Source organism: Flammeovirgaceae bacterium, assembly GCA_015180985.1.
Lineage (GTDB): Bacteria > Bacteroidota > Bacteroidia > Cytophagales > Cyclobacteriaceae > UBA2336.
Window position 1 is genome coordinate 1401996 of record CP054185.1, and the last position, 24340, is coordinate 1426335.

At 45.3% G+C, this 24340-nt stretch carries 25 protein-coding genes and 4 tRNA genes; 25 read left to right on the forward strand and 4 right to left on the reverse strand.

Annotated features, from left to right (window positions below; all coding sequences use genetic code 11):
• Positions 1–4: 4 nt before the first annotated feature.
• The 10 genes from HRU69_06640 (at position 5) to HRU69_06685 (ending at position 12627) form a co-directional block, all read left to right on the forward strand.
• On the forward strand, positions 5–691 hold the full coding sequence (locus HRU69_06640) for a class I SAM-dependent methyltransferase (GenBank protein ID QOI97187.1): 687 nt from the start codon (positions 5–7) through the stop codon (positions 689–691).
• Positions 691–1926: a hypothetical protein gene (locus HRU69_06645; GenBank protein QOI97188.1), complete on the forward strand. Its 1236-nt coding sequence runs from the start codon at positions 691–693 to the stop codon at positions 1924–1926. Before HRU69_06640 ends, HRU69_06645 begins: the two co-directional genes overlap by 1 nt.
• 2 nt (positions 1927–1928) lie before the next feature.
• Positions 1929–3059, forward strand: coding sequence for a polysaccharide pyruvyl transferase family protein (locus HRU69_06650; GenBank protein ID QOI97189.1), 1131 nt, complete (start codon positions 1929–1931; stop codon positions 3057–3059).
• A complete protein-coding gene (locus HRU69_06655; protein ID QOI97190.1) occupies positions 3046–3786 on the forward strand; it encodes an FkbM family methyltransferase in 741 nt (246 codons plus the stop codon). Before HRU69_06650 ends, HRU69_06655 begins: the two co-directional genes overlap by 14 nt.
• A 3-nt stretch (positions 3787–3789) precedes the next feature.
• Positions 3790–5673, forward strand: coding sequence for an asparagine synthase (glutamine-hydrolyzing) (gene asnB, locus HRU69_06660; GenBank protein ID QOI97191.1), 1884 nt, complete (start codon positions 3790–3792; stop codon positions 5671–5673).
• A complete protein-coding gene (locus HRU69_06665) occupies positions 5670–6893 on the forward strand; it encodes a glycosyltransferase (protein ID QOI97192.1) in 1224 nt (407 codons plus the stop codon). Before asnB ends, HRU69_06665 begins: the two co-directional genes overlap by 4 nt.
• A gap of 254 nt (positions 6894–7147) precedes the next feature.
• A complete protein-coding gene (locus HRU69_06670) occupies positions 7148–8002 on the forward strand; it encodes a glycosyltransferase family 4 protein (GenBank protein QOI97193.1) in 855 nt (284 codons plus the stop codon).
• Between the two features lie 53 nt (positions 8003–8055).
• Positions 8056–11580: a PKD domain-containing protein gene (locus HRU69_06675; protein ID QOI97194.1), complete on the forward strand. Its 3525-nt coding sequence runs from the start codon at positions 8056–8058 to the stop codon at positions 11578–11580.
• A gap of 67 nt (positions 11581–11647) precedes the next feature.
• Complete coding sequence (locus HRU69_06680) at positions 11648–12121, forward strand: Lrp/AsnC family transcriptional regulator (protein QOI97195.1); 474 nt, start codon at positions 11648–11650, stop codon at positions 12119–12121.
• A 2-nt stretch (positions 12122–12123) separates the two neighbouring features.
• The gene (locus tag HRU69_06685; protein QOI97196.1) at positions 12124–12627 is read left to right on the forward strand and encodes a phosphoribosyltransferase; all 504 of its coding nucleotides are present in this window, start codon (positions 12124–12126) and stop codon (positions 12625–12627) included.
• On the opposite strand, the gene HRU69_06690 is transcribed toward HRU69_06685, so the two are convergent.
• Positions 12628–13194 (reverse strand): CAP domain-containing protein, encoded by a 567-nt coding sequence (locus HRU69_06690; protein ID QOI97197.1) that lies wholly within the window; start codon positions 13192–13194, stop codon positions 12628–12630.
• 99 nt (positions 13195–13293) lie between these two features.
• Here HRU69_06690 and icd point away from each other — a divergent pair, with 99 nt between their 5' ends.
• A complete protein-coding gene (gene icd, locus HRU69_06695) occupies positions 13294–14625 on the forward strand; it encodes an NADP-dependent isocitrate dehydrogenase (protein ID QOI97198.1) in 1332 nt (443 codons plus the stop codon).
• Positions 14626–14780: 155 nt separating this feature from the next.
• Complete coding sequence (locus tag HRU69_06700) at positions 14781–14993, forward strand: hypothetical protein (protein QOI97199.1); 213 nt, start codon at positions 14781–14783, stop codon at positions 14991–14993.
• On the opposite strand, the gene HRU69_06705 is transcribed toward HRU69_06700, so the two are convergent.
• The 3 genes from HRU69_06705 to pdhA form a co-directional block, all read right to left on the reverse strand.
• Positions 14990–15454: a 6,7-dimethyl-8-ribityllumazine synthase gene (locus HRU69_06705; protein QOI97200.1), complete on the reverse strand. Its 465-nt coding sequence runs from the start codon at positions 15452–15454 to the stop codon at positions 14990–14992. The two genes, HRU69_06700 and HRU69_06705, sit on opposite strands and share 4 nt — an antisense overlap.
• 59 nt (positions 15455–15513) lie before the next feature.
• Positions 15514–16203, reverse strand: a complete 690-nt coding sequence (locus tag HRU69_06710) for a tetratricopeptide repeat protein (protein ID QOI97201.1) — start codon at positions 16201–16203, stop codon at positions 15514–15516.
• A 69-nt stretch (positions 16204–16272) separates the two neighbouring features.
• Positions 16273–17310, reverse strand: a complete 1038-nt coding sequence (pdhA, locus tag HRU69_06715) for a pyruvate dehydrogenase (acetyl-transferring) E1 component subunit alpha (GenBank protein QOI97202.1) — start codon at positions 17308–17310, stop codon at positions 16273–16275.
• Between the two features lie 10 nt (positions 17311–17320).
• On the opposite strand from pdhA, the gene HRU69_06720 reads away from it, so the two are divergent.
• The 13 genes from HRU69_06720 (at position 17321) to rplL (ending at position 24242) form a co-directional block, all read left to right on the forward strand.
• The gene (locus tag HRU69_06720) at positions 17321–18481 is read left to right on the forward strand and encodes a DNA replication/repair protein RecF (GenBank protein ID QOI97203.1); all 1161 of its coding nucleotides are present in this window, start codon (positions 17321–17323) and stop codon (positions 18479–18481) included.
• Positions 18482–18483: 2 nt separating this feature from the next.
• Positions 18484–18786: a DUF721 domain-containing protein gene (locus HRU69_06725; GenBank protein QOI97204.1), complete on the forward strand. Its 303-nt coding sequence runs from the start codon at positions 18484–18486 to the stop codon at positions 18784–18786.
• 186 nt (positions 18787–18972) lie between these two features.
• A tRNA-Tyr gene (locus HRU69_06730) sits at positions 18973–19055 on the forward strand.
• Positions 19056–19250: 195 nt separating this feature from the next.
• Positions 19251–19323: transfer RNA gene (locus tag HRU69_06735), tRNA-Gly, on the forward strand.
• 77 nt (positions 19324–19400) lie between these two features.
• A tRNA-Thr gene (locus HRU69_06740) sits at positions 19401–19472 on the forward strand.
• A 252-nt stretch (positions 19473–19724) separates the two neighbouring features.
• Positions 19725–20912, forward strand: coding sequence for an elongation factor Tu (gene tuf, locus HRU69_06745; protein ID QOI97205.1), 1188 nt, complete (start codon positions 19725–19727; stop codon positions 20910–20912).
• 197 nt (positions 20913–21109) lie between these two features.
• Positions 21110–21182: transfer RNA gene (locus HRU69_06750), tRNA-Trp, on the forward strand.
• 159 nt (positions 21183–21341) lie between these two features.
• Complete coding sequence (secE, locus tag HRU69_06755; GenBank protein QOI97206.1) at positions 21342–21533, forward strand: preprotein translocase subunit SecE; 192 nt, start codon at positions 21342–21344, stop codon at positions 21531–21533.
• A gap of 12 nt (positions 21534–21545) precedes the next feature.
• The gene (gene nusG / locus HRU69_06760) at positions 21546–22103 is read left to right on the forward strand and encodes a transcription termination/antitermination factor NusG (protein ID QOI98848.1); all 558 of its coding nucleotides are present in this window, start codon (positions 21546–21548) and stop codon (positions 22101–22103) included.
• A gap of 10 nt (positions 22104–22113) precedes the next feature.
• Positions 22114–22557 carry a 50S ribosomal protein L11 gene (gene rplK, locus HRU69_06765; protein ID QOI97207.1) on the forward strand — a complete coding sequence of 148 codons (444 nt, stop codon included), beginning with the start codon at positions 22114–22116 and terminating at the stop codon, positions 22555–22557.
• A gap of 28 nt (positions 22558–22585) precedes the next feature.
• Positions 22586–23284, forward strand: coding sequence for a 50S ribosomal protein L1 (locus tag HRU69_06770; GenBank protein ID QOI97208.1), 699 nt, complete (start codon positions 22586–22588; stop codon positions 23282–23284).
• A gap of 12 nt (positions 23285–23296) precedes the next feature.
• Positions 23297–23827: a 50S ribosomal protein L10 gene (locus tag HRU69_06775; GenBank protein QOI97209.1), complete on the forward strand. Its 531-nt coding sequence runs from the start codon at positions 23297–23299 to the stop codon at positions 23825–23827.
• Between the two features lie 34 nt (positions 23828–23861).
• Positions 23862–24242, forward strand: coding sequence for a 50S ribosomal protein L7/L12 (rplL, locus tag HRU69_06780; protein QOI97210.1), 381 nt, complete (start codon positions 23862–23864; stop codon positions 24240–24242).
• Positions 24243–24340 lie beyond the last annotated feature (98 nt).

Here is a 24340-nt window from a genome sequence, read left to right on the forward strand (position 1 = left end):
ATTGATGGAATTTCTGGAAAAGCTTAGAAAATACCTGGTTAATCACATAGGCATTTTTCGGGTTAACGCAGTAAGGATGTACAGGAGGCTGTTCAATGATCAGCACCAACTTACTTCCAAAACGTATTCAGACAGGTACCCATTATTGTTTACAGAGGCATCAAAAGCTATCGGTGATACGGATAAGAAGCCTGTTAAGCTACTCTCGTTTGGATGTTCCACCGGTGAGGAATGTTTTTCGTTAAAAAAATATTTTCCCGCTGCCCGGATTATTGGCGCTGACATAAACAGACTGAACCTGCTTATAGCAAAGCACCGGAACTCCAGCCCGGATATTTCATTCATTTACAGCAAGCCGAAAAACTTGTTGCAGGCCGCACCCTATGATGCAATTTTTTGCCTTTCAGTTTTGTGCCGGTGGGAAGATACCAAAGACCTGCCGAATTGCGGAGCGATTTATCCGTTTGACAAATTTGATAAAACCGTGCAGGAACTTGCGGCCTTGATAGTAAAAGGTGGGTTATTTATAATCTACAACAGCAATTTCAGGTTTGAGGATACAGCCGCTTTTCGGGATTTTGAAATTGTTCGCACCAACCTTCCCAACAGCGGGTTTGTCCATAAGTTTGATAGGTTTAACAATCGGATAACCGAAGATCATGTACATTGTATTTACAGGAAACTAACCTGATGAAAGTTCTTTTAATAAGCATATCGGCACCACCACAGAATACGCCCGAAAGTTTGCAGGTTATTAAATATGCAAATCAGTTGGCCAGCCGTTGTGATTTAACGCTGCTTACCATAAAAGAGGCTGATGGATGGAGGAAGGCTGATGTAAGCCTGAAAGATGCCATTCGCCCTGCACGTATAGTAAGGTTGCCGCACTATAGTTCTAAAGTAGGCAGGTTTCTTTCAGGTATTTTGAACCGAAATTGGCTGATGAAGCCTGATGAAGATTTTATGTTCCCTGTTCAATGGAAGAGGGCAGTAAAAAAAATAAAGCATAAGCCCGATATTCTTTATAGTCGCTCAACCCCCTATAGTTCGGCCCTGATGGGGCTCAAACTCAAACAATATTATAAAGTTCCCTGGGTGCTGCACCTGAGCGATCCCTGGTTATTATCTCCGCTAAACTCATTTACCGGAGAATTGCAGGCTTACCACAGGCAGGCTGAACTAAAGTGCTTTGAAAGTGCCGATGTGATTACGCTCACCTCGCAGGAACAACTGGCGCTTTATCGTAAGCACTATCCGCGGCTGGCTCATAAGTTTCACTTTTATCCGAATGTTTATAATGATGATGAGGTAACTGACAATCCGATTACTTTTAATGGCAGGTTGACTTTTTTGCACACCGGAAATTTTTACGGTGAAGGACGAAACCCGGTTTTTTTGCTTGAAGCAATTCAAAAAGTTATTCAGCGCGATCCAACATTTGTGAATGATTGTGAATTTGTTTTTATCGGTCGCCTCAATGCCGATGTGCATGCCGTATTTAAGAAATACAATTATCCGTTTGTAAAGGTTATTGAAGACTACACCTTTACTCAGGTAGTGCAGAGCCAGCGGAATGCCCATATACTTTTGCTTTTTGATTGGAAATTCAGAGAAAGTAGTTCCGTTTTTTTCTTGTCTAAAATACTTGGTTACATGACGTCCCAACGGCCCATCCTGGCTATTACCGGCCGAAACAGCACCTGCTGGTCGGTAATTGAAGAAAGATACGGACGATGCTTTGAACACGATAACACAGCGGGTATAGCCGATTACCTGCTTGATGCATTAAAAAGTTTCAGAACTAAAAACAGCAACTTTTTTACGGTTGCACAGCCCGACCCGGCATACTCGGCCAGGAATAATGCCGATAGACTGTATGCCTTGTTTGAAAGTCTGCTTCAACCAACGTTGCCCGAAGCAAAGTAACCATGAAAAAAATTTTACTTCAGGGATATTATGGTTTCGGGAATCTGGGCGATGATATTCTTTTATTGGTTTGTTTTAGAAACATTAAAAAGCATTTCCCCGAAACAGAGCTGGTGGTTTTTTCAAACGCTGATGCAAAAACGGCTGCCTATCTGCCGGAATGGCTTGGTGAACACGTTCGCACCATTAACTATGCTGCCCGCGAACATTTTGATTTAATTATCCATGGCGGTGGCGGAGTTCATTATGATTATGAGAATGGAGGTATTTTTTACTTCGTACTAAACCGGATTTTGCGCCTTCAGCCTTCCTGGCTTTCAAAACTGTTTTTCTGGTATAAAAGGATAAAGGGCCGGGAGCACATAACCGCTGCAAAACGAATTGGTTTGGGTATTGGGCTGGGCACATTTACCAATTCATCGAAAAAATTTTACGAAAACCTGGTCATCATGAACAGCTATGATTACCTGCTTGTACGGGATTCGTTCAGTTTGCTGCTGGCCCGCAAATACAAGATGCGTTCCCAACTTCTGTTATCAACCGACCTGGCCTTTTATACAGATTACTGGCAACCGGTAAAGAAAGCAAATCATAACGAAAGAAAAATCGGGTTTGTGCTCCGGCACTGGAAGGGTGGAAATGATTACATTGATGACGCAATTAATGTGGCTAATAATTTAGCAAAAGACGGGTTCAGCATAACCTTTTTTCTTTTTGAAGCCGTGCACGATTTGCCCTGCCTCCAAAAACTGCCGAATGATTATGCTGTAGTAAAGTGGCCTGATGATGGTGCCAATAGGGGTAAATTTTTCGATCGGTTTTGTGAACAATCACTGGTGGTATCCGCCCGTTTTCATGGAGCCATTCTGGCAGCAACATTCCAGATGCCTACTATTGGGATAGAACTTGATCCGAAAATGAGAACACTAACAGAGATCCTTCCGCAGTCTGCTCAGCTTATTAAAAAGGAGGACATAACAACCCGCCTGGAACAAACAGTTTTGAATGTTTACCGGAAATGGCCATTCTGGCAAGCACGAGCCAAAGAAGATTACGAAAAAAATTATAAACTCATTGTTAGCGGAGTGATTGCTTTTAATGATTTTATTCGCAGGGAAAATGAGGCTATCTGAAATCATTAATCGTTTGCTGGGCCGGCAATCATCGCCCTGGGCGAAGCGGATTGCCCGCGATAATCAACGCATGGAAAAATTTCTTGCAAAAGTATTACAGCAAAATGCAAACGGTGTGGATGTAGGGGCCCACGAAGGAGCATTTTTAAACTTATTGCTAAAGTATGCCCCGCAAGGCAAGCACTGGGCGTTTGAACCCTTGCCGGATTATTTTAAAAAACTAACGGATACTTTCAGGCAAGTATCCGTTCATCAGGTTGCATTGAGTGACCAAGCCGGAAAAACAACTTTTTTCAGGGCCGTGGGAGCCGAGGCTATGAGCGGTCTTAAACCTCAACACTATCCGGTTTCAGTGCAGTTGGAGCAGTTCGAAATAGCCACCACACAATTGGATGCCGTTATACCAAACGATGTGCAGGTTGATATTATTAAACTTGATGTGGAGGGCGCTGAACTACAGGTTTTAAAGGGCAGTAAACGCACCATTAACCGTTGCCGGCCGGTAATTATTTTTGAATTTGCACAACTGCATACCGAAGCATTTTCTGTTACACCGGATGCCATGTTTACGTTCTTTGACGATAATCAATACGTAATTATGCGTCTGGATATGCAGGAAGTTTATACCCGGCAACGCTTTGCCGAAAATTTTCATCAGTCGCATCAATCCAATTACGATGAATTTGCTGAAACAAATTTTTTGGCCATTCCAAACGAAAGAAGATAAGATATGTGTGGTATAGCTGGTTTTGTTGATAAGCGTAAGTCGTTTGATGATTTGCTGGCCATGCAGCGCTGCCTGCACCACCGGGGCCCGGATGCGCAGGGAACATTTTTTGAAAATGGTGTTGGATTGTCTCATAACCGGCTTTCTATTATTGACTTGAGTGCATCGGCTAACCAGCCCTTTATTTATGAAAACCTGGTGCTGGTATATAATGGCGAGATTTATAATTATGCCGAAATCCAGAAAGAACTTGTTGCTGCAGGCTATACTTTTGCCACCCACTCCGACACCGAAGTTTTACTTAAGGGCTTTCATTACTGGGGCATTACCGTGCTGCATAAGCTTATCGGCATGTTTGCTTTTGCCATTTACGATAAAGCCAGCAAGGAATTATTTCTGGTTAAAGATCGGCTGGGAGTAAAGCCATTATATTATTCCGTTCAGGGAGATGCAATCTGTTTTGGCAGCGAGTTAAAAGCTTTTGTGCGAAAAACCGGTGAGATAAATTACTCCGGACTCATCGATTACCTCCGGTACGGGTTTACCGTTAGCTCAAATACATTTTTCGAAGGAATAGAAAAACTTCTACCGGGCCATTATCTTCATTTTGCACACGGTAAAGCCCGGGTGATTGCGTATTGGGATGCCGAAGATTACGTGCATGATCCGTTTACCGCTCAGCCTGAAGAAAAATTGGCAGATGAACTGGAGGCCTTACTGGTTTCATCCTTTAAGTACCGGATGGTTTCGGATGTACCCGTAGGAATTTTTTTCAGCGGAGGAATTGACAGCACCGCACTCGTTGCAATATTGTCCAAACACTTTGGAACAGTTAACACCTTTACCATTGGTTTTGACGATCGGGCTTTTGATGAAACTCCCTTTGCCCGTAAAATCGCAGGTTACTTTAAAATCAATCACACCGGGCGCATTTTAAATATTAATGAAGCAAAAGAAAGACTAGGCAGTTTTTATTCAATTTATGACGAACCTTTTTATGACAGTTCAGGCATTCCAACATCATTGGTAAGTGAACTTGCCCGCGAAAATGGAATGAAGGTGGTGTTGTCATCCGAAGGTGGTGATGAATTGTTTGGCGGATACACCTCGTACCAGCGGTATTACAAATACGGAAAGCGGGTGTTCAATTTTCCTGCCTTTGCCAGAAAAATGGGCAGTCGCTCACTGTTTGGTTTGGATACCCTAATTAAAGTATCCGCGCTGGGTAATAAGCTAAACAAAGCCGGCCAACTGCTGCAGAATACTAGCTGGCAGGAGTTTTATAAAACCTGTGTTTCAACACTCGATGCTTCGAGATTGGAGCGGTATATCAGTGGAACATTAAATGATTCGGCTTATAATGACCTGGCTACCCTGACACATAAAACAGTTAAATCGGCACTTCATCCGATGGAATTGTTTATGCTATGGGACTTAAAGTACCTGCTGCCCGATGATTTCCTGCTAAAAATTGATCGGGCCACCATGCATCACAGCCTCGAATCGCGCGAGCCTTTTTTAGACCACCGGCTGGTAGAATTTGCCCTGCGCTTGCCCCTGCACTACAAAATTCGAAACGGACAGACAAAATACCTGCTTCGAAAAGTAATTGAACGGTACCTTGCACCGGAATATTTTAACCGGCCTAAAATGGGTTTCAGTGTTCCCTTATTTAATTGGTTTAAAAAAGATATGGACAACCTCTTTCAGGTTTACTTATCAAAACAAAATTTTACACAGGCCTGGCCCATGATTAACTACAACTGGGTTCAGAAGCAGCTGAATATTTATTTCAAAAGTAAATCCACCGACCAGGAATTGAATATGGTTATTATGTGGAAGTTTCTTGGCCTTATGTTGTGGCGAGAAGCAATGACTGCGAAATGAATCGCCAGAAAAAAAATATTCTGCTCATTATTCCTAATCTTGATTTTGGGGGAGCGCAGCAATCCTTTGTAGCACTTAGCAATGAATTGGCTAAACAGCACCGGGTTACAAATGTCGTTTTTAACCGCCATAACATGGCGCCTTACACCTTTACTGCGCCCCTTATCGATTTGGGTGTGCCCGCTTCTGCCAGTCTTTTGAGCAAGGTTAAAAATTTTTTTACCCGGATATCAAAGGTTCGCGAGATCAAAAAGCAATATGACATAGAGATTGCCATTAGCTTTTTAGAAGGAGCGGATTATGTTAATTTGCTTAGCAAAGAAAAGGATAAAACAATTGTAAGTGTACGTGGCTCTAAAAAGCATGATCAGGACATTACCGGTTGGCTTGGTTTTTTCCGGCACTACGTTTTGCTGCCAATGCTGTACCGAAAGGCCGATTATATTGTTGCGCTTAACCAGGGCATTCGCCAGGAACTCATCTCTCATTATAAGCTAAAAAGTCCTATCCGTGTAATTTATAATGGGTTCAGTACGCAGATAGTAGGCGAGCGAACAGGTGAGCCGCTTGATAAGGATGCTGAGAATTTGTTTCGGTGGCCTGTTCTTATAAATCACGGGAGACTTTCAACCGAAAAGGGATTGGAACAATTTATAGCTGTAATCGCTGCCCTGAAAAAACAAAAAGTCATTTGTAAGTTCTTAATAGTTGGTGAGGGTCCGGTTAAAAGTAACTTGCAACAAGTTATTGCTGATAATCAACTTAAATTTTGGGAGAGAGAGGGTGAACAAAATTTTAGCCCCGATGCCGATGTATACTTTTGGGGCTATCAGCAAAACCCCTTTAAATTTTTAGCGCGTGCGAAACTCTTTGTGCTGCCCTCCTTGCACGAAGGTTTTGGTAATTCGCTTGCAGAAGCCATGCTGTGCGGAATTCCGGTATTGGCTTCCGATTGCCCCTACAGTCCGCGTGAGTTACTTACACCGGGCCTGACTACCGATCAACCTATACAACAAGCTGAATGGGCAGATTTTGGTGTATTATTGCCGCAATGGAATACGCCCGGAGTTGTTAAAGCGTGGGCAAATACCATTACCGGGTTGCTTAGTTCAGAAGAGAAGCGTCAACTTTACGGGCTAAAGGCAAAAGAACGCATCTCTTTTTTTTCGATAGAAAAGACAGCTCAGGAATGGAATGATTTGATTGACGAAATAACTTGAAAAGGCATACCATCTTAATTATCGATAACTCACGGGCTACTACCGGAGCGTTTACATCTATATCCCTGTTGTTTGCGTACCTTAAAAATTATCAGTTTTATATAGCGTTGCCAAAGGGTACGGAATTAAAAAACAATCTGGTATCTCAGGGTTTACCGGTACTTGAAATTCCATTTTTAGAATTGCATAAAGGCTTTCGATTGGTTTTTTACCTACCGGTTCTGTTACTTAATTCGATCCGTCTGTTGCGGATTGTGAGGCAAGAGAATATTCATCTCGTACATGTTAACGATGTATATAATTTGTGCGGGGTGGTAATGAAACTGATTAAACCAAAATTAAAATTGGTTTACCATATACGGCTTCTGTCAACATCGTATCTCCGGCCTGTTTATCCGGTGCTGACACGCATTGTGTTATGGTTTGCCGATGCGGTAATTTGCAACTCTTCAGCTGTTAAAAATGGTTTGCCGCATATTCCGGAAAAAGTATCCGTTATCGGAAACCCTGTAAATACAATTGAACTTCATCCACCCAAAGTTTTTAGAGAGGTAAGTACCCTTTTGGTTTTAGCAAATTATGTACCCGGTAAAGGACATGATTATGCCCTTGAAGCCTTTGCAAGGGCGAAACTGCAGTTACCTCATCTCAGGTTAATAATGGCTGGCGGAACGTTTGGCTTGCCTGCAAATGAGCAGTATAAAAAGCAATTACAGGAGAGGTCGGTTGCACTTGGTGTTGACCAGCACGTTGAATTCAGAGGCTTTCAGCCAGATAGTGAAAGGCTGATTAAGGATTCAGACATTGTTTTGCAATTTTCTGCTTCAGAATCATTTTCCCGGGTTACGGCTGAAGCCATGCAATACGGAGTACCCGTAATAGCCGTAAACAGCGGTGGGCCTTCGGAGTTAATAAAACACGAGGAAACGGGTATGCTGGTTAATCCGGGCGATGTAACAGCCATGACGGAAACAATAGTTACCCTCGCAAAAAATCCTCTACGCTACAGCAACATATCGGCCGCTGCCAGAAGTTTTATAATTGATAACTTTAAGGCCGATTTTATTGCCAATCAGGTTGAAGGCATTTACAGGAAACTCCTTTTTTAGATTATGCGGTTACAGATTAGCCTGAACCGGTATTGTGGTTTACCATCCGCTTTATGATGCGTTTGTTTAACTTACTGGGTTTACTGACAACCGCTTTAGAAATTCTGGCTCAGTGTCCGGCTGCAGACTTTACTATTCCGGTAAGCACATGCATCAATTCAACTATTGAAGTTGAGAATAATGCAACTGGAGCATCGTATTATGAGTGGGACTTTTGCAGTGGCGACCTGGACCTGACCCCGGAAGTAACTGCGGTTGTTACTAACTCGTTACTATTTCGAACCCGTTCATTGAGGCTGATTAATCACAACAATGCATGGTATGCGTTCACCATCGACCAGGCATCCAACAAATTAATACGGCTACACTTTGGTGCCAGCCTTAACAATACACCCGTAATAACTGATTTGGGAAACCCCGGTAATTTGTTGAACGGGGTTTTTGACTTGCGCATGATACAGGAGGCGGGTCAATGGTATGCATTGGTGGTTAATACAGGAAGCAACAATCTGCTACGATTAAACTTTGGTTCCAACATTGAATCAACACCAACGGTACAAAACCTGGGTTCATTCGGAGTTCTGAATACACCCAACGGAATTTTTACACTTACTGAAAATAATTTACTTCGGGTATTTATCAGCAATGGCGGTTCGGCTGAGATTATCCGGATGGACTTTGGCAGTTCGGTGCTTAATACCCCGGCAGTCACCTCATTTCCAGTTCCCGGAGGTTCGGGCCTACGGGGCCTGGCGATTACGCGGGAGTGCGACCGATGGTTTGGGTTAGTTACCTCGTACAACAACAACAAAGTATTCTGGCTTGATTTCATGAATGGTCTTGACCAGCCCCCGACAACCGGAGAAATAACATTTTTCACTTCCTATAATTTTCCGGCCACTATTGCGATTGCTTCCGATGGCGGTAATTATTATGCCTTTATTCAGTCGGCCATTGGTTTTCAATACCGGCTTTCATTTGGCAGCAGCATTATCGATAAACTTGGTGCAGGCCAGAATTTTGGAAACTTCGGTATATCGAATGAGAACTTTGCCATTGAACTGGTAAAAGTTAATTCTGACTGGACTGGATTTACAGTTGATTTAACAAACAGGCGGCTTATCCGCCAGACCTTCCCGCTGGAATGTGATGCGACCCAGGCAACTTCTAACGCAGAAATACCTATTGTAAGCTACCAGCATAGTGGAACAAAGAAAATTACCTTATCAGCCTTTGGTGCGGAGAACGCTGTAAGCTCAGTAAGTAAAACAATGGTGGTATCGGGTAATGTTGCTCCTGACATTAGTTTTCTAAATCAAAATCAGTGTGCCGGCAATGATGTGCTGTTTACTTCAATTAATTCTTCGGGAAACATTATCGCATATGATTGGAATTTCGGTGACGGCAACACGTCAACCGATTCGAATCCGGTTCACATCTTTGCCATAGCCGGTGTGTATACTACGAAGTTGCAGGTTGCGGCATCCAACGGCTGCCAAAATGTAACCCGCAACGAGGTAACGGTATTTAATCCTCCGGTTGCTGACTTTCAGCTTCCTTCTGCATCACCTTTCTGTACCCATCAGGCTTATACATTTACAAATACTTCTTCTTATGATGCCGGAAGCGATATTTCCTGGAACTGGATGGTTAATTCAGTTGGCGTTTCAACAGACGAGGATTTGCAGTTGTCGTTCAGTAATTCTGTTCCGCACGAAGTAAAACTTATTGCCTCCATACCGGGGTGTTCAAGTGAGATGATAAAAAATATCTCAACAGTCGTTGGTGGCCCTTCTGTCAATTTCAACATAACGGGGCATTGCCAGCAGGCGCCTGTATCTTTCACCAATGCCACTTCCGGTAGTGTAACGGCATATACGTGGGACTTTGATGATGGCAATATATCTAATGAGGAGAACCCTGTTCATGTCTTTTCGGCTTCAGGAACCTTTAATGTTCAGCTAACCGCCACCAATGCAGCCGGCTGCATGAACTCCGTAACCCAGCCTATCATAATTTATTCTAAACCCCAAACCGATTTTTCGGTGGCCTTGCCGCCCTTTTCGTGCAGCGGCTCAGCCACCCAGTTTAATGATGCCACACCCAACCCGCCCGACAGCAACATTGCTTCCTGGTTATGGGATTTTGATGACGGAGGAAGTACATCAACCCTTAAAAATCCGCAGCATGTTTATACAATGCCGGCTACTTATCAGGTTACACTAACCACCACCACCAACTTCGGTTGTTCGGCAACCGTACAAAAACCTGCGCTCATCCTGCCATCACCAACCGTTGATTTCAGTAACTCGCCACCCTGCCGGAACATACCGGTAAGCTTTACCGATCAAACCCCCGGCAGCAACCAAGCATGGCTATGGCAGGTAGAGAGTTCATTTTATTCGGTTCAAAACCCCACGCATACGTTTACCACTACAGGCACCAAAAACGTTATGCTTGCTGTAACCGGTGCCAATGGATGTGTTGGAACCAGAACAAAGCAGGTTGTGGTACCCGTTCAACTCGTTCCTGATTTTACCGTTGAAAAAAACTGTGTCAATCAACAAACACATTTTAGCGATAACACCAACGATTTTGCCGATCCGATAACAGCCTGGCAATGGACATTTGGAGCTCTTGGCACCGGAACCGGCAGCACGGCCGAGTTCACCTTTCCATCCGTGGGCAGCGTAAATGTAAACCTTGTGGTAACCACACAAACCGGGTGTTCTTATTCGCGATTAAAAAGTGTAAGTATTGAGCCTGCACCAATGGCATCATTTACGGCTACGCCAACCGTGGGCGAACCGCCACTTCCGGTATCATTCACCAATACATCATCCGGAGCAACCTCCTATCTGTGGTACTTTGGCGATTCCGGGAACTCTTCCAGTACCATACCGTCTCCGCAATTTACATTTACCGAGTTGGGTCAATACACGGTAGAGCTAACCGCTTATAATCCACTCAGTTGTTCCCACAAAGCAACACGCACCATACACGTGGTTGTTCCGGCAATTAATGTGGAAGTGAGTTTACTTGAACTTCTCACTAACCAGGCTTCGCTCACTCCTGCGGTAACACTCATAAATCGCAGCAATGTTCCAATTCAAAATCCGGTTGTTCGTTTTGATTTAACGGGTACTGCAGCCATCAATGAAGTGATACCGGTTACTATTCCATCCAACAGCTCCTATCGGCATGTGGCAAGTTTTTTCATTCCGGTACGCGATGGGCTGGATTATGTTTGTGCCGAAGTGTTGCTGGATGATACCACACCGCATGACAACCGCCTTTGTTCAACGGTTGAAGCTGATTTTTTTGTTTTAGAACCTTACCCTAATCCCGTATTCGGAAAGCAGCCTGTAACCATCAGTTGGGTATCAGCTACCGAAAACTCGGCAATAATTTCTTTGCTCGGCAGTTCCGGTCAACAGGTTTTTTCATCAGTCCTATCAGCCAGCACCGGTTTCAACTCAGTTGAGATAACCACCGGGCAACTGCGGGCTGGTTTATACATTTTGCGGATAACGTCCGGTAACATGGTAAAAAATTTCCGGCTGGTGGTTGGCGAATAATGCAGCCGGCAATTAGGTATAAACCCTTTTTACTTTATTTTTACAGTCTTTAATTAAAGAGCCCTCTATGAAGAACATTAAACTCGATGCTACCGACCGGAAGATACTGGAATTGCTGCAACGGAACTCCAATATTACCAATGCCTTGCTGGCCAAGGAAATTGGCCTGTCTCCGGCACCGACATTAGAACGCGTAAATAAGCTGGAGAACAACAAAGTAATAAAAAGTTACCATGCCGTGATCGATCCGAATGCCGTTGGCCTTGGTGTAAGCACGTTTGTTATGGCTTCACTGAAGGGCCATAACAAAGAGAACATTGATAAATTTGTAAAGGCCATCGCTACCATTGACGAGGTAATTGAATGCCACCACATTACCGGTGCTGGTGATTTTATTTTACGGATTGTTTGTGCCGACATTGCCGCCTACCAGCAACTGATGCTGGAGAAAGTATCGAACATTGAAGTGGTTGACAGCCTGCAAACCATGGTTATTCTCTCCACATTTAAGAACAGCAAGGTTCTGCCCATACCTAACTGAGCATGACAGCCGAGAAGACCTTAATTCTGGATGCCCTGCAGGTAAAACAGAAAATCCGCAGGATGGCTTTTGAGATTTTCGAAAACAATTTCAAAGAGAAGGTTATTGTTATTGCCGGCATTGACGGCCAGGGTTATACGCTGGCGAAATTACTGGCTAAAGAAGTTGCAGCAATCTCTGAAACAGAAGTTAAACTGGTTAAGGTTACACTCGATAAGGAGGCTCCGCAGTTGAATGCGGTTGCGCTAGACTGTGACGTAAAAGATGCTAAGAAAAAAAGTATTGTCTTGGTAGATGATGTACTGAATACCGGCCGCACACTGGCCTATGCCATGAAGCCCTTTCTTGATGTTGAAATCAAAAAACTTGAAGTAGCCGTACTCATCAATCGGAGTCACTCTGCTTTCCCTATCGCTCCGCGTTACTCCGGATACGAACTGGCCACCACCATTACCGATCATGTTGAAGTTGTTCTTGGAAAAGATACCGCGGTGTACCTCAAGTAATCAGTTGCAGATTTCGTCATCAGGTTCTTTACCGAACCAAACTACCCCATACTCTTTATATAAACCGATACCAATGGCATTCCATTGCACCGGCTTCCAGATGCCTTCGTTTATAATTACCTGGTTATGGCCGGGGCTTCTTTTCCAGCCTTCCAGTCCCTCTTCTGCGTTGGCACCCGCGGTGCTGAAATAGGAAATCTCATAGCCGTTACCCGGGTAACCGGCAATTTCTTTCGGCTTGTCCCACATGCACCGGGCCTGTTTATGATCATCGGTGTAGCAGCAGGCTGTCCACTTTCCGTTTTTCGACCAACTGTGAAGATTACACCGCTGATTATTTGGGTCGTAGTGCTCGGCCAAATCCTTTGCATGGAGTTGAGCTACACGGGTAAGTTTAGGCGACAGCGGTATGGAATTCAGTCCTTTCGCAGCGCGGTATTCCATAATCATATCATAAAGCCGTTGTTCTTCATCGTTAAGACAGGTTTTCAATGAAATCGATTCAGGAGCAAAAGATTGCAGGCTAAGCAACAGGAGTATCAGCACGGAAGTTGGGATTGATTTCATAGTTCCAGAGAAAACGTTCGCTTACGCCTAAATTATTCATTATAGCTGTATTTTTTTAATTTCAGGGCTTTAACAAATACCATTTAAACCAAATTAAACATGAGCGATCAAAAGATTACTATCCATAACGGGATGCTGAATGTTCCGGATAACCCGACCATACCTTACATCGAAGGCGATGGAACCGGGGTGGATATATGGCCGGCCGCACAACTGGTTTTTGATAAAGCGGTAGAAAAAGCCTATGGGGGCAAACGCAAAATCAACTGGAAGGAAGTACTGGCGGGTGAAAAGTCGTTTAATAAAGTAGGCAACTGGCTGCCCGATGAAACCCTGGATGCCTTTAGGGATTACCTGGTGGGCATAAAAGGCCCACTTACCACACCGGTGGGTGGTGGCATCCGCTCCCTTAACGTTGCCCTACGGCAGATACTGGACTTGTATGTGTGCCTCAGGCCGGTGCGTTGGTACCAGGGTGTGCCATCGCCTGTAAAAAATCCGGGCGCGGTAAACATGGTCATCTTCCGCGAGAATACCGAAGATATTTATGCCGGTATTGAATTTGGTGCCGGCACACCCGAAGCTCAGAAAATATTGGATTTTCTGGCAAAAGAGTTCCCGAAGGAATACAACAAGATACGGTTCAATACGAAAGAAAAATCAGAGACCTTCTGGAAAATGGTGGGCGCCCCCAGTGTGAAGACAGACGTGAATGTGGGCATCGGTATTAAGCCGGTAAGCTGGAGCGGAAGCGTGCGGTTGATTCATAGCGCCATTGCGTATGCCGTTAAGTTTAACCGTAAATCGGTTACGCTGGTACACAAGGGCAACATTATGAAGTTTACCGAAGGTGCCTTTATGGAGTGGGGTTATGCCATTGCCGAAGAATACTTTGGCGATAAAGTGTACACCTGGAAACGGTGGGAAAAAACCAAAAAGGAAAAAGGAGAGGAAGCAGCCAATGCCGAGCAGAAGGCAGCCATCGCAGCCGGTAAAATCATCATCAAAGATTCCATTGCCGACATCACTTTGCAACAAGTGTTAACCCGCCCGGAAGATTTTGAAGTGATTGCTACCTTAAACCTGAACGGTGATTATCTCAGCGATGCATTAGCTGCGCAGGTAGGCGGTATTGGCATTGCGCCTGGAGCTAACATCAACTACATCACCGGTCATGCCATCTTTGAAGCTACGCATGGCACAGCGCCCAAATATGCCGGTCAGGATAAAGTAAACCCCGGCTCCGTGATTCTTTCAGGTGTGATGATGCTGGAGTACATGGGCTGGCAGGAAGCGGCCGACCTGATTAATAAAGGGCTCGAAAAAGCCATCTCCTCCAAGCGGGTAACCTACGATTTCCACCGGCTGATGGATGGCGCCACCCTGCTGAAGTGTTCGGAGTTTGCGCAGGAGGTAGTGAAGAACATGTGATTCATGTTAATATTTTAGATTTAATTTAGCCAGGGGCGGTGCGTACGCACCCGCCCCCGGCTGTTTTTCTTTGATATTTTTTTGACTTCCTATAGGTTACCTCCGGCCTTTTTATACACTAAGTCATGCAAACTAGCCAATTAGCCACAAGACCTATGAGCCTGACTTTTACCACTGCCGAGTTGCGCCTGCTGCGGTATGTAGCCGATGGCGCCAAACTGGAAGTCCTTGCCGCCCAGGAGGGCGTAACCCAGAAGGAAATTGAAACGAGATTAAAAAGCGTGTACAAGCGCCTGGAATCGCGTAATCCTGTTGAAGCCCTGCAAAAGCTGGCGCAATCAAGTTTTGAAGTGGTCGAACGTGGCTAATGGACCATTTTTAGTGCCGTAAGGGCGGCTTCTTCACCTTTGTTGCCGTATTTTCCTCCGGCCCGGTCGTAGGCCTGTTGTTTGTTCAGGGTTGTTAAAACCCCAAAAACAACCGGCTTCCGGGTTTTAAGGCTCACTTCGGTTAAACCATAGGCTACGGCCTGGCAGATATAATTAAAGTGTGGGGTTTCTCCTTGTATCACACAGCCCAGGCAAATCACGGCATGGATGTCTTTTCGCTCAGCCATCCGCAAGGCACCCAGCGATAATTCAAAACTACCCGGAACATTTTGCCTTACTATATTTTTTTGCTTCACGCCATGAGCTTGCAGACTGGCCGATGCAGCGGCATATAACGCCTCGGTAATTTCTTCATTCCATTCGCTTACAACAAGGGCGAATTTTTTACTTTTAATATCACGGTTGGTTAATACTTTACCGCTTCGTAAACTGCCGGCCATAGGTATGAAATTAAAAAGGATAGCTTGCGCTATCCCCTGCAAGGTAAATCAAATTTTATTTATGAGTTTGTCTCCAGTCGGGCTTTCAGTTTGCGCGCGTTTTGGTACTCGGCTGATTCCCAGTATTTGGTTATTACCTCATTATAGGCCTTAATGGCTTTTTCGCGCTGCTCCGATTTTTCAAAGGCCAGTGCTGCTTTCATCAGGTAGGCTGGCGTGAAATATTTATTCGGCCTGTAGCTGGCCGCTTTCTCATAATAGCGTGCAGCGTCCTTGTAGTTTTGCTCCTCCATGTACGCATCGCCAATCAGGCTGTAGGCCCGTGCCTGGATGAGCAAATCCTTTGAGCTGAAATCACTTAGGTACAGGCGTGCCGCTTCGAATTTCCCCTGCTTCAAAAAACTAACTCCGGCATAAAAATGGGCCAGGTTGGCGGCATCGGTAATGCCGTATTCATCAATTATATCAATAAAGCCCAGGTTATTGCCATCGCCATTCAGAGCCAGGTTCAGGCTGTCGGCCTCGAAGTAATAAATGGCCTGGAACATCTCCTTCTGTGCTTCGGCTTCAAGACTGTCTTTGTAGTAGGTAAAGCCAAAGTACCCTACAACCACCAAGGCTATAGCAAGGGCAATTCCACCCACCAGTTTGGGGTGGCGCTCCATCCAGGTTTCAGCGCTTTCCAATTTTTCGGCAAGTGCTTCAGGGTTCTCCAGTAATTCGTTTTGATTGGGTAATTTCTTGCTCATGGTAAAAAATTAGCCCCGCTCGGGGCGGGGCGCAAAACTACTAATAACCCGATATTTAACAAAAACAGGTTAGTCGGTAATGAAGGGATAACCGGGTTCGGCATAGATGTCAGTTAGCGCTTCGGCCGGATCAGGAAATTCTGATTCTTCTGCAAATCGAACACTTTCCTCAACCTGGGCATTTACACGGTTCTCGATTTCTTCGAGTTCTTTTTCGTTGGCCATTTTGTTAGCTAAAATGGTTTTCCTTACTACTTCAATGGGATCGCGCTGTTTGTATTGTTCCACTTCTTCTTTGGTACGGTACTTCTGTGGGTCCGACATGGAGTGGCCTTTATAGCGATAGGTTCTGAATTCAAGTAAGGTGGGTCCATCGCCTGTGCGTGCACGTATGGCGGCTTTCGCAACAGCGTGATGTACATCTTCAACCCGCATGGCATCCACCGGTTCAGAGGGCATGTCGTACGCTTCACCCAGTGTGTAAAGTTCATGTACGTTGGAGGTTCGCTTTACGGAAGTGCCCATGGCATAGCCGTTGTTTTCAATCACAAAAATTACCGGCAGTTTCCACAACATGGCCAGGTTAAGTGCTTCATGAAAAGCCCCTTGCCTTACTGCACCATCGCCCATATAGCAAATACATACATTACCCGTTTTGTTGTATTTCTCGGCCAAAGCTATTCCGGCACCCAGGGGTATTTGTCCCCCAACAATCCCGTGGCCTCCCATAAAGTTTACCGCTTTATCAAAAATATGCATGGAGCCGCCCTTACCTTTGGAACATCCCGTTGCTTTGCCATACAATTCGGCCATTACTGCATTGGGGCTTGTACCCAGTGCCAGCGGATGCGCGTGGTCGCGGTAGGCGGTAATCCACTTGTCGCCTTTCGTAAGAGCCGTGGCTGCTCCGGCTGCGCAGGCTTCCTGACCTATATATAGATGACAAAAGCCTTTTATCTTTTGCATACCATAAAGCTGGCCTGCCTTTTCTTCGAACCTGCGCATCAGCAACATGCTTTCAAACCAGAACAGGTAGGTTTCCTTTGAGAACTCCGTTTTACCGGTTTTGGAAGGCTCACTTTTGGTAGCTTTGGTTGTCGTTGCCATATCTCTATTTTTGATAGGAACTGCGAAAATAATCGCCCAAACGGCAAACGCCAAAGTAATTCAGTTAATCGTGCAACTTACCAACCTGCGGCTTAGTAATTTCAGAAACTATGAGGAGGCCAACCTGGAATTTCCATCAAAAATTACCTGCCTGGTTGGATTAAATGGTAGCGGAAAAACCAGCCTGCTGGAGGCTATTCATTATTTATCTTCCACCCGTAGTTTTCTGGGTGTTCCGGATAACCAACTTTTGCGTTACGGGGCCAGTTATTTTTCCGTTCAGGGTAGTTTTAGTATGACTGATAACTGCCATGAGGTGGCCTGTCAGGTGCAACCGGGCGTCAAAAAAATATTCAGCATTAACGGTAAGGAATATGAAAAACTGAGTGAACACGTTGGAAGATTTCCGGTAGTGGTGATAGCCCCCACGGATATTGACCTTGTTCGCGATGGAAGCGAAACGCGAAGGAAATTTTTTGACAGCATCATTTCGCAGGTTGATACGGCTTACCTGAATAGGCTGGTTACTTACAATAAAGTGTTGAAGCAACGCAACAGCCTTTTGACGCTCTTTGCAGAGCGAAAATTTCAGGATTTGCAGTTGTTGCAATCGTACGATGAGCAGTTGGTGAATACCGGTGTACCGATTGCAGACAGGCGAAAACAATTTATACAAGAGTTTAAACCGTTTTTTGATGCTGCTTACTCCTTTGTTGCCGGAGGTGAAGAGGGAGCAGCAGTGAATTATCACACAGCCGTTGCCAATGCAGATTATGTGCAGGCATTGGAAAGAAGCCTGCAGCGCGACCTGGCCCTGCAACGAACCCACGTGGGTATTCACCGCGATGATTTTGAATTTAAGTTCGCACATGGCGAGTTAAAGAAACTGGGTTCGCAGGGTCAGCAAAAGTCATTTTTGGTTGCTCTTAAACTGGCCCAGCTAGAGTGGCTCAACCGGTATAAAGGCTTTTATTCCATTCTGTTGGTGGATGATATTATGGATAAGCTGGATGATGTTCGTATGAAGCATGTATTGGAGCGGGTGTCGTCACACCAAACCGGTCAGCTTTTTATTACAGATGCTGCTGTCGATCGGGCATCAACCCTTTTTAAACATTTGCAATCAGAATATGATATCTTTAACGTAAACCGGGGAGTTATCAGCAGGTAAACATGGGTGATAAACGAAATAAAGGCAATACGCAGTCTATCGCTGAGGCTATCCGGGGCTTACTGAATTCCTATCGCCTGGAAACAAAATTTGATGAGGCCACCATTATTGCCTCCTGGCAAGACCTAGTCGGAACCCCTATCGCCAACCGTACCAAAAAAGTATTTATCCGAAACAGGATACTTTATGTTGAGTTCAATACACCCTCCATGAAAAACGATTTCATTCTTCATAAGGGCAAAATTCTGGCATTATTTCAGGAACGCTTTGGAAAGCAGGTCGTAAACGACATTGTTATACTGTAACGCACCTGTCCGTTCAGGAGCGTTCCTTAAAATGTTTGACGAAACCAAAAAACCGTATAATTTTGCACTCCTCATTTTAAAAAACCTGATTTCAGGTGCATAAAGCGAGGTTTTAAAAGGCGTTCATCGGCATACTTTGGGGATTGGCAAATGGCATGAGATGGCCCCGATTTCCAAACTGAAACTGGGGGAATACCAAAGCGGCCAACTGGGACAGACTGTAAATCTGTTGTCTTATGACTTCCTAGGTTCGAATCCTAGTTCCCCCACCCAATTGTGAGTGACGATTGTAGGCTTTGGAAAACTCTGAGTTCTGCAATCTAAAGCGTCAATTGAAACGCGGGAGTCCAGACGTTGCTGTGCAAGTCTGGATGCAGACAAGGCTTCGCCTTCGTCTGCATAGCTCAGTTAAAATGAGCCTCAAGATGGCAGAGAAGTTCTCTTAATAAATGAGGAGAAAACAGGCGGGAGTAGCTCAGTTGGTAGAGCGGCAGCCTTCCAAGCTGCAGGTCGCGGGTTCGAGCCTCGTCTCCCGCTCTGAGTTCAGTTGTTAGTTACCGGTTGTTGGTTGTTAGAGAACAAGCGATTAACAACCAACAACTAACGGCCAGTATGCTGTTGTAGCTCAGGGGTAGAGCACTTCCTTGGTAAGGAAGAGGTCGAGGGTTCAATTCCCTTCAACAGCTCAGGTATATGATGCATTCGGATGCCGAAGTGAATCAAGCCGTGATTCACGTAAAAATTATTGATTGATAGTAAAACCATGTTATTTCCGGGTGCGTAGCGAACACCGGTAACGGAAATGTTTGGTTTTCCGAATAAACCCTTATTCGACAGGCTTACCATGTTTAGGGTGTGTGCTTCTTAATAAGTTAAGAGGTAATATTGATTTGTAACAACTTAAATTGATTTATACACTTTAAACTGGATTTTCAACAATGGCTAAAGAAACATTTGATCGTTCGAAACCCCACGTAAACGTTGGTACCATCGGTCACGTTGACCACGGTAAAACAACCCTTACTGCGGCTATCACCAAAGTGCTCGCGAAGAAAGGTCTCGCTGCTGAGCGCGACTTCTCTTCTATTGACAACGCTCCCGAAGAAAAAGAGCGTGGAATTACCATCAACACCTCACACGTTGAGTATCAGACTGAAAAGCGTCACTACGCACACGTTGACTGTCCCGGTCACGCTGACTATGTAAAGAACATGGTTACCGGTGCCGCGCAGATGGACGGTGCCATTCTTGTAGTGGCCGCCACCGATGGTCCCATGCCTCAAACCCGCGAGCACATCCTGCTGGCCCGCCAGGTAGGTGTACCTGCCCTGGTAGTATTTATGAACAAGGTCGACCTTGTAGATGACCCTGAATTACTTGACCTGGTTGAAATGGAAGTACGCGAATTGCTTTCTTCCTATGATTTCCCTGGCGACAAAATTCCTGTAATCCGTGGTTCGGCCCTTGGCGGACTGAATGGCGAGCCGAAGTGGGTTGAAAAAATTGAAGAACTGATGAATGCGGTTGATGAGTACATCCCGCTGCCGGTTCGGTTGATTGACAAGGACTTCCTGATGCCGGTTGAAGACGTCTTCTCAATTACCGGTCGGGGTACGGTAGCCACCGGGCGTATTGAGCGCGGTGTTATCAAAACCGGTGATGCCGTTCAGATTCTCGGCATGGGTGCCGAAAACCTTTCGTCAGTTATTACCGGTGTGGAGATGTTCCGCAAGATTCTTGACAGAGGCGAAGCCGGTGACAACGTAGGGTTGTTGCTCCGTGGTATTGAAAAAGACCAAATCCGCAGGGGTATGGTTATTTGCAAACCCGGTTCCGTAACTCCGCACGCTAAATTTAAAGCCGAAGTTTACGTTCTGTCTAAAGAAGAAGGCGGCCGTCATACCCCGTTCTTTAACAAGTATCGTCCGCAGTTCTATTTCCGCACTACCGATGTTACCGGTGAGATTAAACTCCCTGCCGGTGTTGAAATGGTTATGCCTGGCGATAACATTTCCATTGAGGTTGAATTGATCAACAAAATCGCTATGGAAAAGGGACTCCGTTTCGCTATCCGCGAGGGTGGTCGTACGGTAGGTTCCGGTCAGGTAACTGAAATCCTCGACTAAACAGTAAATCAACAGGTTAGCCCAATTACCAAGGGGCATGGAAAGGCGTTTCTGAATTTTTAAGAAGCGCCTTTGTTTTATACATTACTCTTTCTACCTTTGCAGTCCTTTTGGGTTTCGCGAGGTTTGATGGTGTAATCTGGTGTTTCTCAAGAGGTTGTGAGTCTGCAAGCTCTGGGGTTAAAGCCGGTTTTTTTACGGGTGTAGCTCAATTGGCAGAGCAGCGGTCTCCAAAACCGCAGGCTGGGAGTTCGAGTCTCTCCACCCGTGCGAAGGTAATTCAGGTGGAAAGCCTGGGAGTCCTGACAAGCCGTTACAACGGTTGGTCAGGATGCTGATCGGAGCATCAGCATTCGAGTCTCTCCACCCGTGCAAAGTAAATTCCGGGTTAAACCCGGTCAGAACAATAAAACGCGAAAGGCCTTAGTCATGCAAAAACTTACCACCTATATCGCAGAGTCCTGGGATGAAATCAAAAACAAGGTTTCATGGTCAAGCTATAAGGAGTTGCAGGGCAGTGCCATCCTGGTGCTGGTTGCTTCCACCATTTTTGCGCTTGTAATTGGCGGTATTGATTGGGTTTTTAAAACGGGGTTAGAGTGGTTTTACCGTGAATTTTAAATGGCAGCGGTGATGGGCGAGTTAAAGTGGTATGTTCTTCGGGTAATCAGCGGCCAGGAAAAAAAGGTTAAGACCTACCTGGAAAACGAGATTGAACGGGAAAAACTAAGGGAGTATATCCCGCAGGTGTTAATCCCTTCGGAAAAAGTGTACGAAATGCGTGGCGGTAAAAAGCGCGTACGGGAGAGAAATTTCTTTCCGGGTTATGTGCTGATTTCAGCCGACTTGTCGCATGGAGAGGCATTTCACTCGGTAAACAACATCCCGGGTGTTATTGGTTTTTTAGGCAGCAATGGTACGGGGTCCTCAAAAGATCCGGTTCCGCTCCGGCAATCCGAAGTAAACCGCATTTTAGGAAAGGTTGACGAGATAGACACGTTTGATGAAAAACTGGAAACCCCGTTTATCAAAGGCGAGTCGGTTAAAGTAATGGATGGACCTTTCAGCGGGTTTACCGGCACAGTTGAAGAGATATTTGAAGAGAAAAAGAAACTGAATGTGATGGTAAAAATATTCGGCCGCAATACACCGGTGGAATTGAATTACATGCAGGTTGAGAAATTAGATTAAGAACACAGATATGGCAAAGGAAGTAACAGGGTATTTGAAATTACAGGTAAAAGGAGGCGCGGCCAATCCGTCACCACCAATCGGTCCGGCTTTGGGTAGCAAGGGTCTAAACATCATGGATTTTTGCAAACAGTTTAATGCGCGTACACAGGACAAACCCGGACAGTTATTGCCGGTGCTGATTACCATCTACAATGATAAGTCGTTTGACTTCGTCATCAAAACACCTCCGGCTGCTAACCTCATTCTGGAGGCCATGAAAAAGCAGAAAGGTTCCGCTGAACCAAACAGGAACAAAATCGGCTCCATTACCTGGGACCAGGTAAAAAAAATAGCCGAAACAAAAATGCCCGATCTGAACGCTTTTAAAATTGAATCGGCAATGAAAATGATTGCCGGTACGGCCCGCAGTATGGGTGTTACTGTATCAGGAACACCTCCGTGGAAAAACTAAAACTTGGTTGACGGTTACTTAAAAAGTCATGGCACGTATATCAAAAAACAGAAAAGCCGTAATTGGCAAGTATAACCTCGAAAAGGAATATTCGCTGGAGGATGCTTCAAAAATGCTGAAGGAAATTACCTTCACCAAGTTCGATGCCTCCGTTGATCTGGATGTTCGCCTGGGCGTGGATCCGAAAAAATCCGACCAGATGGTTCGCGGAGTAGTGTCACTGCCGCACGGCATCGGCAAGACCGTCCGCGTACTGGTACTTTGCACGCCTGATAAGGTTCAGGAAGCAAAAGATGCCGGGGCTGACCATGTTGGTCTTGACGATTACATCCAGAAAATTGAAGGCGGCTGGACGGATATCGATGTGATCATCTGTACTCCCACCGTAATGGCCAAGGTAGGTAAACTTGGCAAGGTGTTAGGCCCCCGCGGCTTAATGCCCAACCCCAAATCAGGAACTGTTACGCTCGAAGTCGGTAAAGCCGTCAAAGAAGTAAAGGCCGGTAAAATCGATTTCAAAATAGATAAGGCTGGAATCATTCACGTCAGCATCGGGAAAGCTTCCTTCCCGGCTGAAAAAATCAGGGATAACGCCCTGGAAATGATCCAGACGATTGCCAAACTGAAACCCGCATCCGCGAAAGGTGCCTACTTCAAAAGTATCAGCATCTCGTCAACGATGAGTCCGGGTATTCGGATTGACACGAGTACAATTGCTGGTATTTAAGAAAACTGTAACATGACCAGAGAAGAAAAAGCACAGATCATTGAGGAGCTTGAAAAGAAGTTTGCGGCCCACTCACACTTCTACCTTACCGATGCAGGCGGGTTAACCGTTGAGCAGGTAAACTTATTCCGTAGAATGTGTTTCAAGAGCGGCATTGAATATGGCGTGTATAAAAACACGCTTATTCGCAAGGCACTCGAAAGACGCGAAGGAGTGGATTACTCTCCGCTTTTTAAAGTGCTCCATGGTTTTTCGGGGGTCATCTTCTCCAAAGAAGCTGGCAACACCCCGGCAAAAGTCATTAAGGAGTTCAGAAAAAAGCTGGAAGGCAAACCGGTTTTAAAAGCGGCCTCCATCGACTCCGATTTTTTCATCGGGGATGAAAACCTGAATACGCTGGCTGAGCTCAAGAGTAAAAACGAGCTCATTGGCGAAATCATTTCATTGCTGCAATCTCCGGCTAAGAACGTTATCTCGGCTCTGTTAAGTGGCGAGCATAAGGTAGCCGGGCTGGTTAAAGCATTAGAAACACGTGGTAAATAATTGTTGAATCAAAAATTTTAAATCTAAAGTTAACATGGCGGACATTAAATCACTCGGAGATCAACTTGTTGAACTCACCGTAAAAGAAGTAAACGAACTGGCATCCTACCTGAAGGAAACCTATGGCATTGAACCGGCCGCTGCAGCGGTTGCAGTTGCAGGCCCTGCTGCCGGTGGTGGCGCTGGCGCTCCTGCTGCTGAAAAAACCAACTTCGATGTTGTGTTAAAAGCCCCCGGTGCCAACAAACTTCAAATCGTAAAGCTGGTGAAAGAACTTACCGGTCTTGGCCTGAAAGAAGCTAAAGATGTGGTAGACGGTGCACCGAAAACCATAAAAGAAGGATTACCGAAAGACGAAGCCGAAAACCTGAAGAAGCAACTCGTTGAGGCTGGTGCCGAAGTTGAGTTGAAGTAACTTCTTGAAGACGCTGGGTACCGTCTGAAAAGTAAGGTTCAGACCTCGCCCCGGTTGCAAGCCGGAGTGAGGTCTATTCCTGTTTATACGTGGCCTGT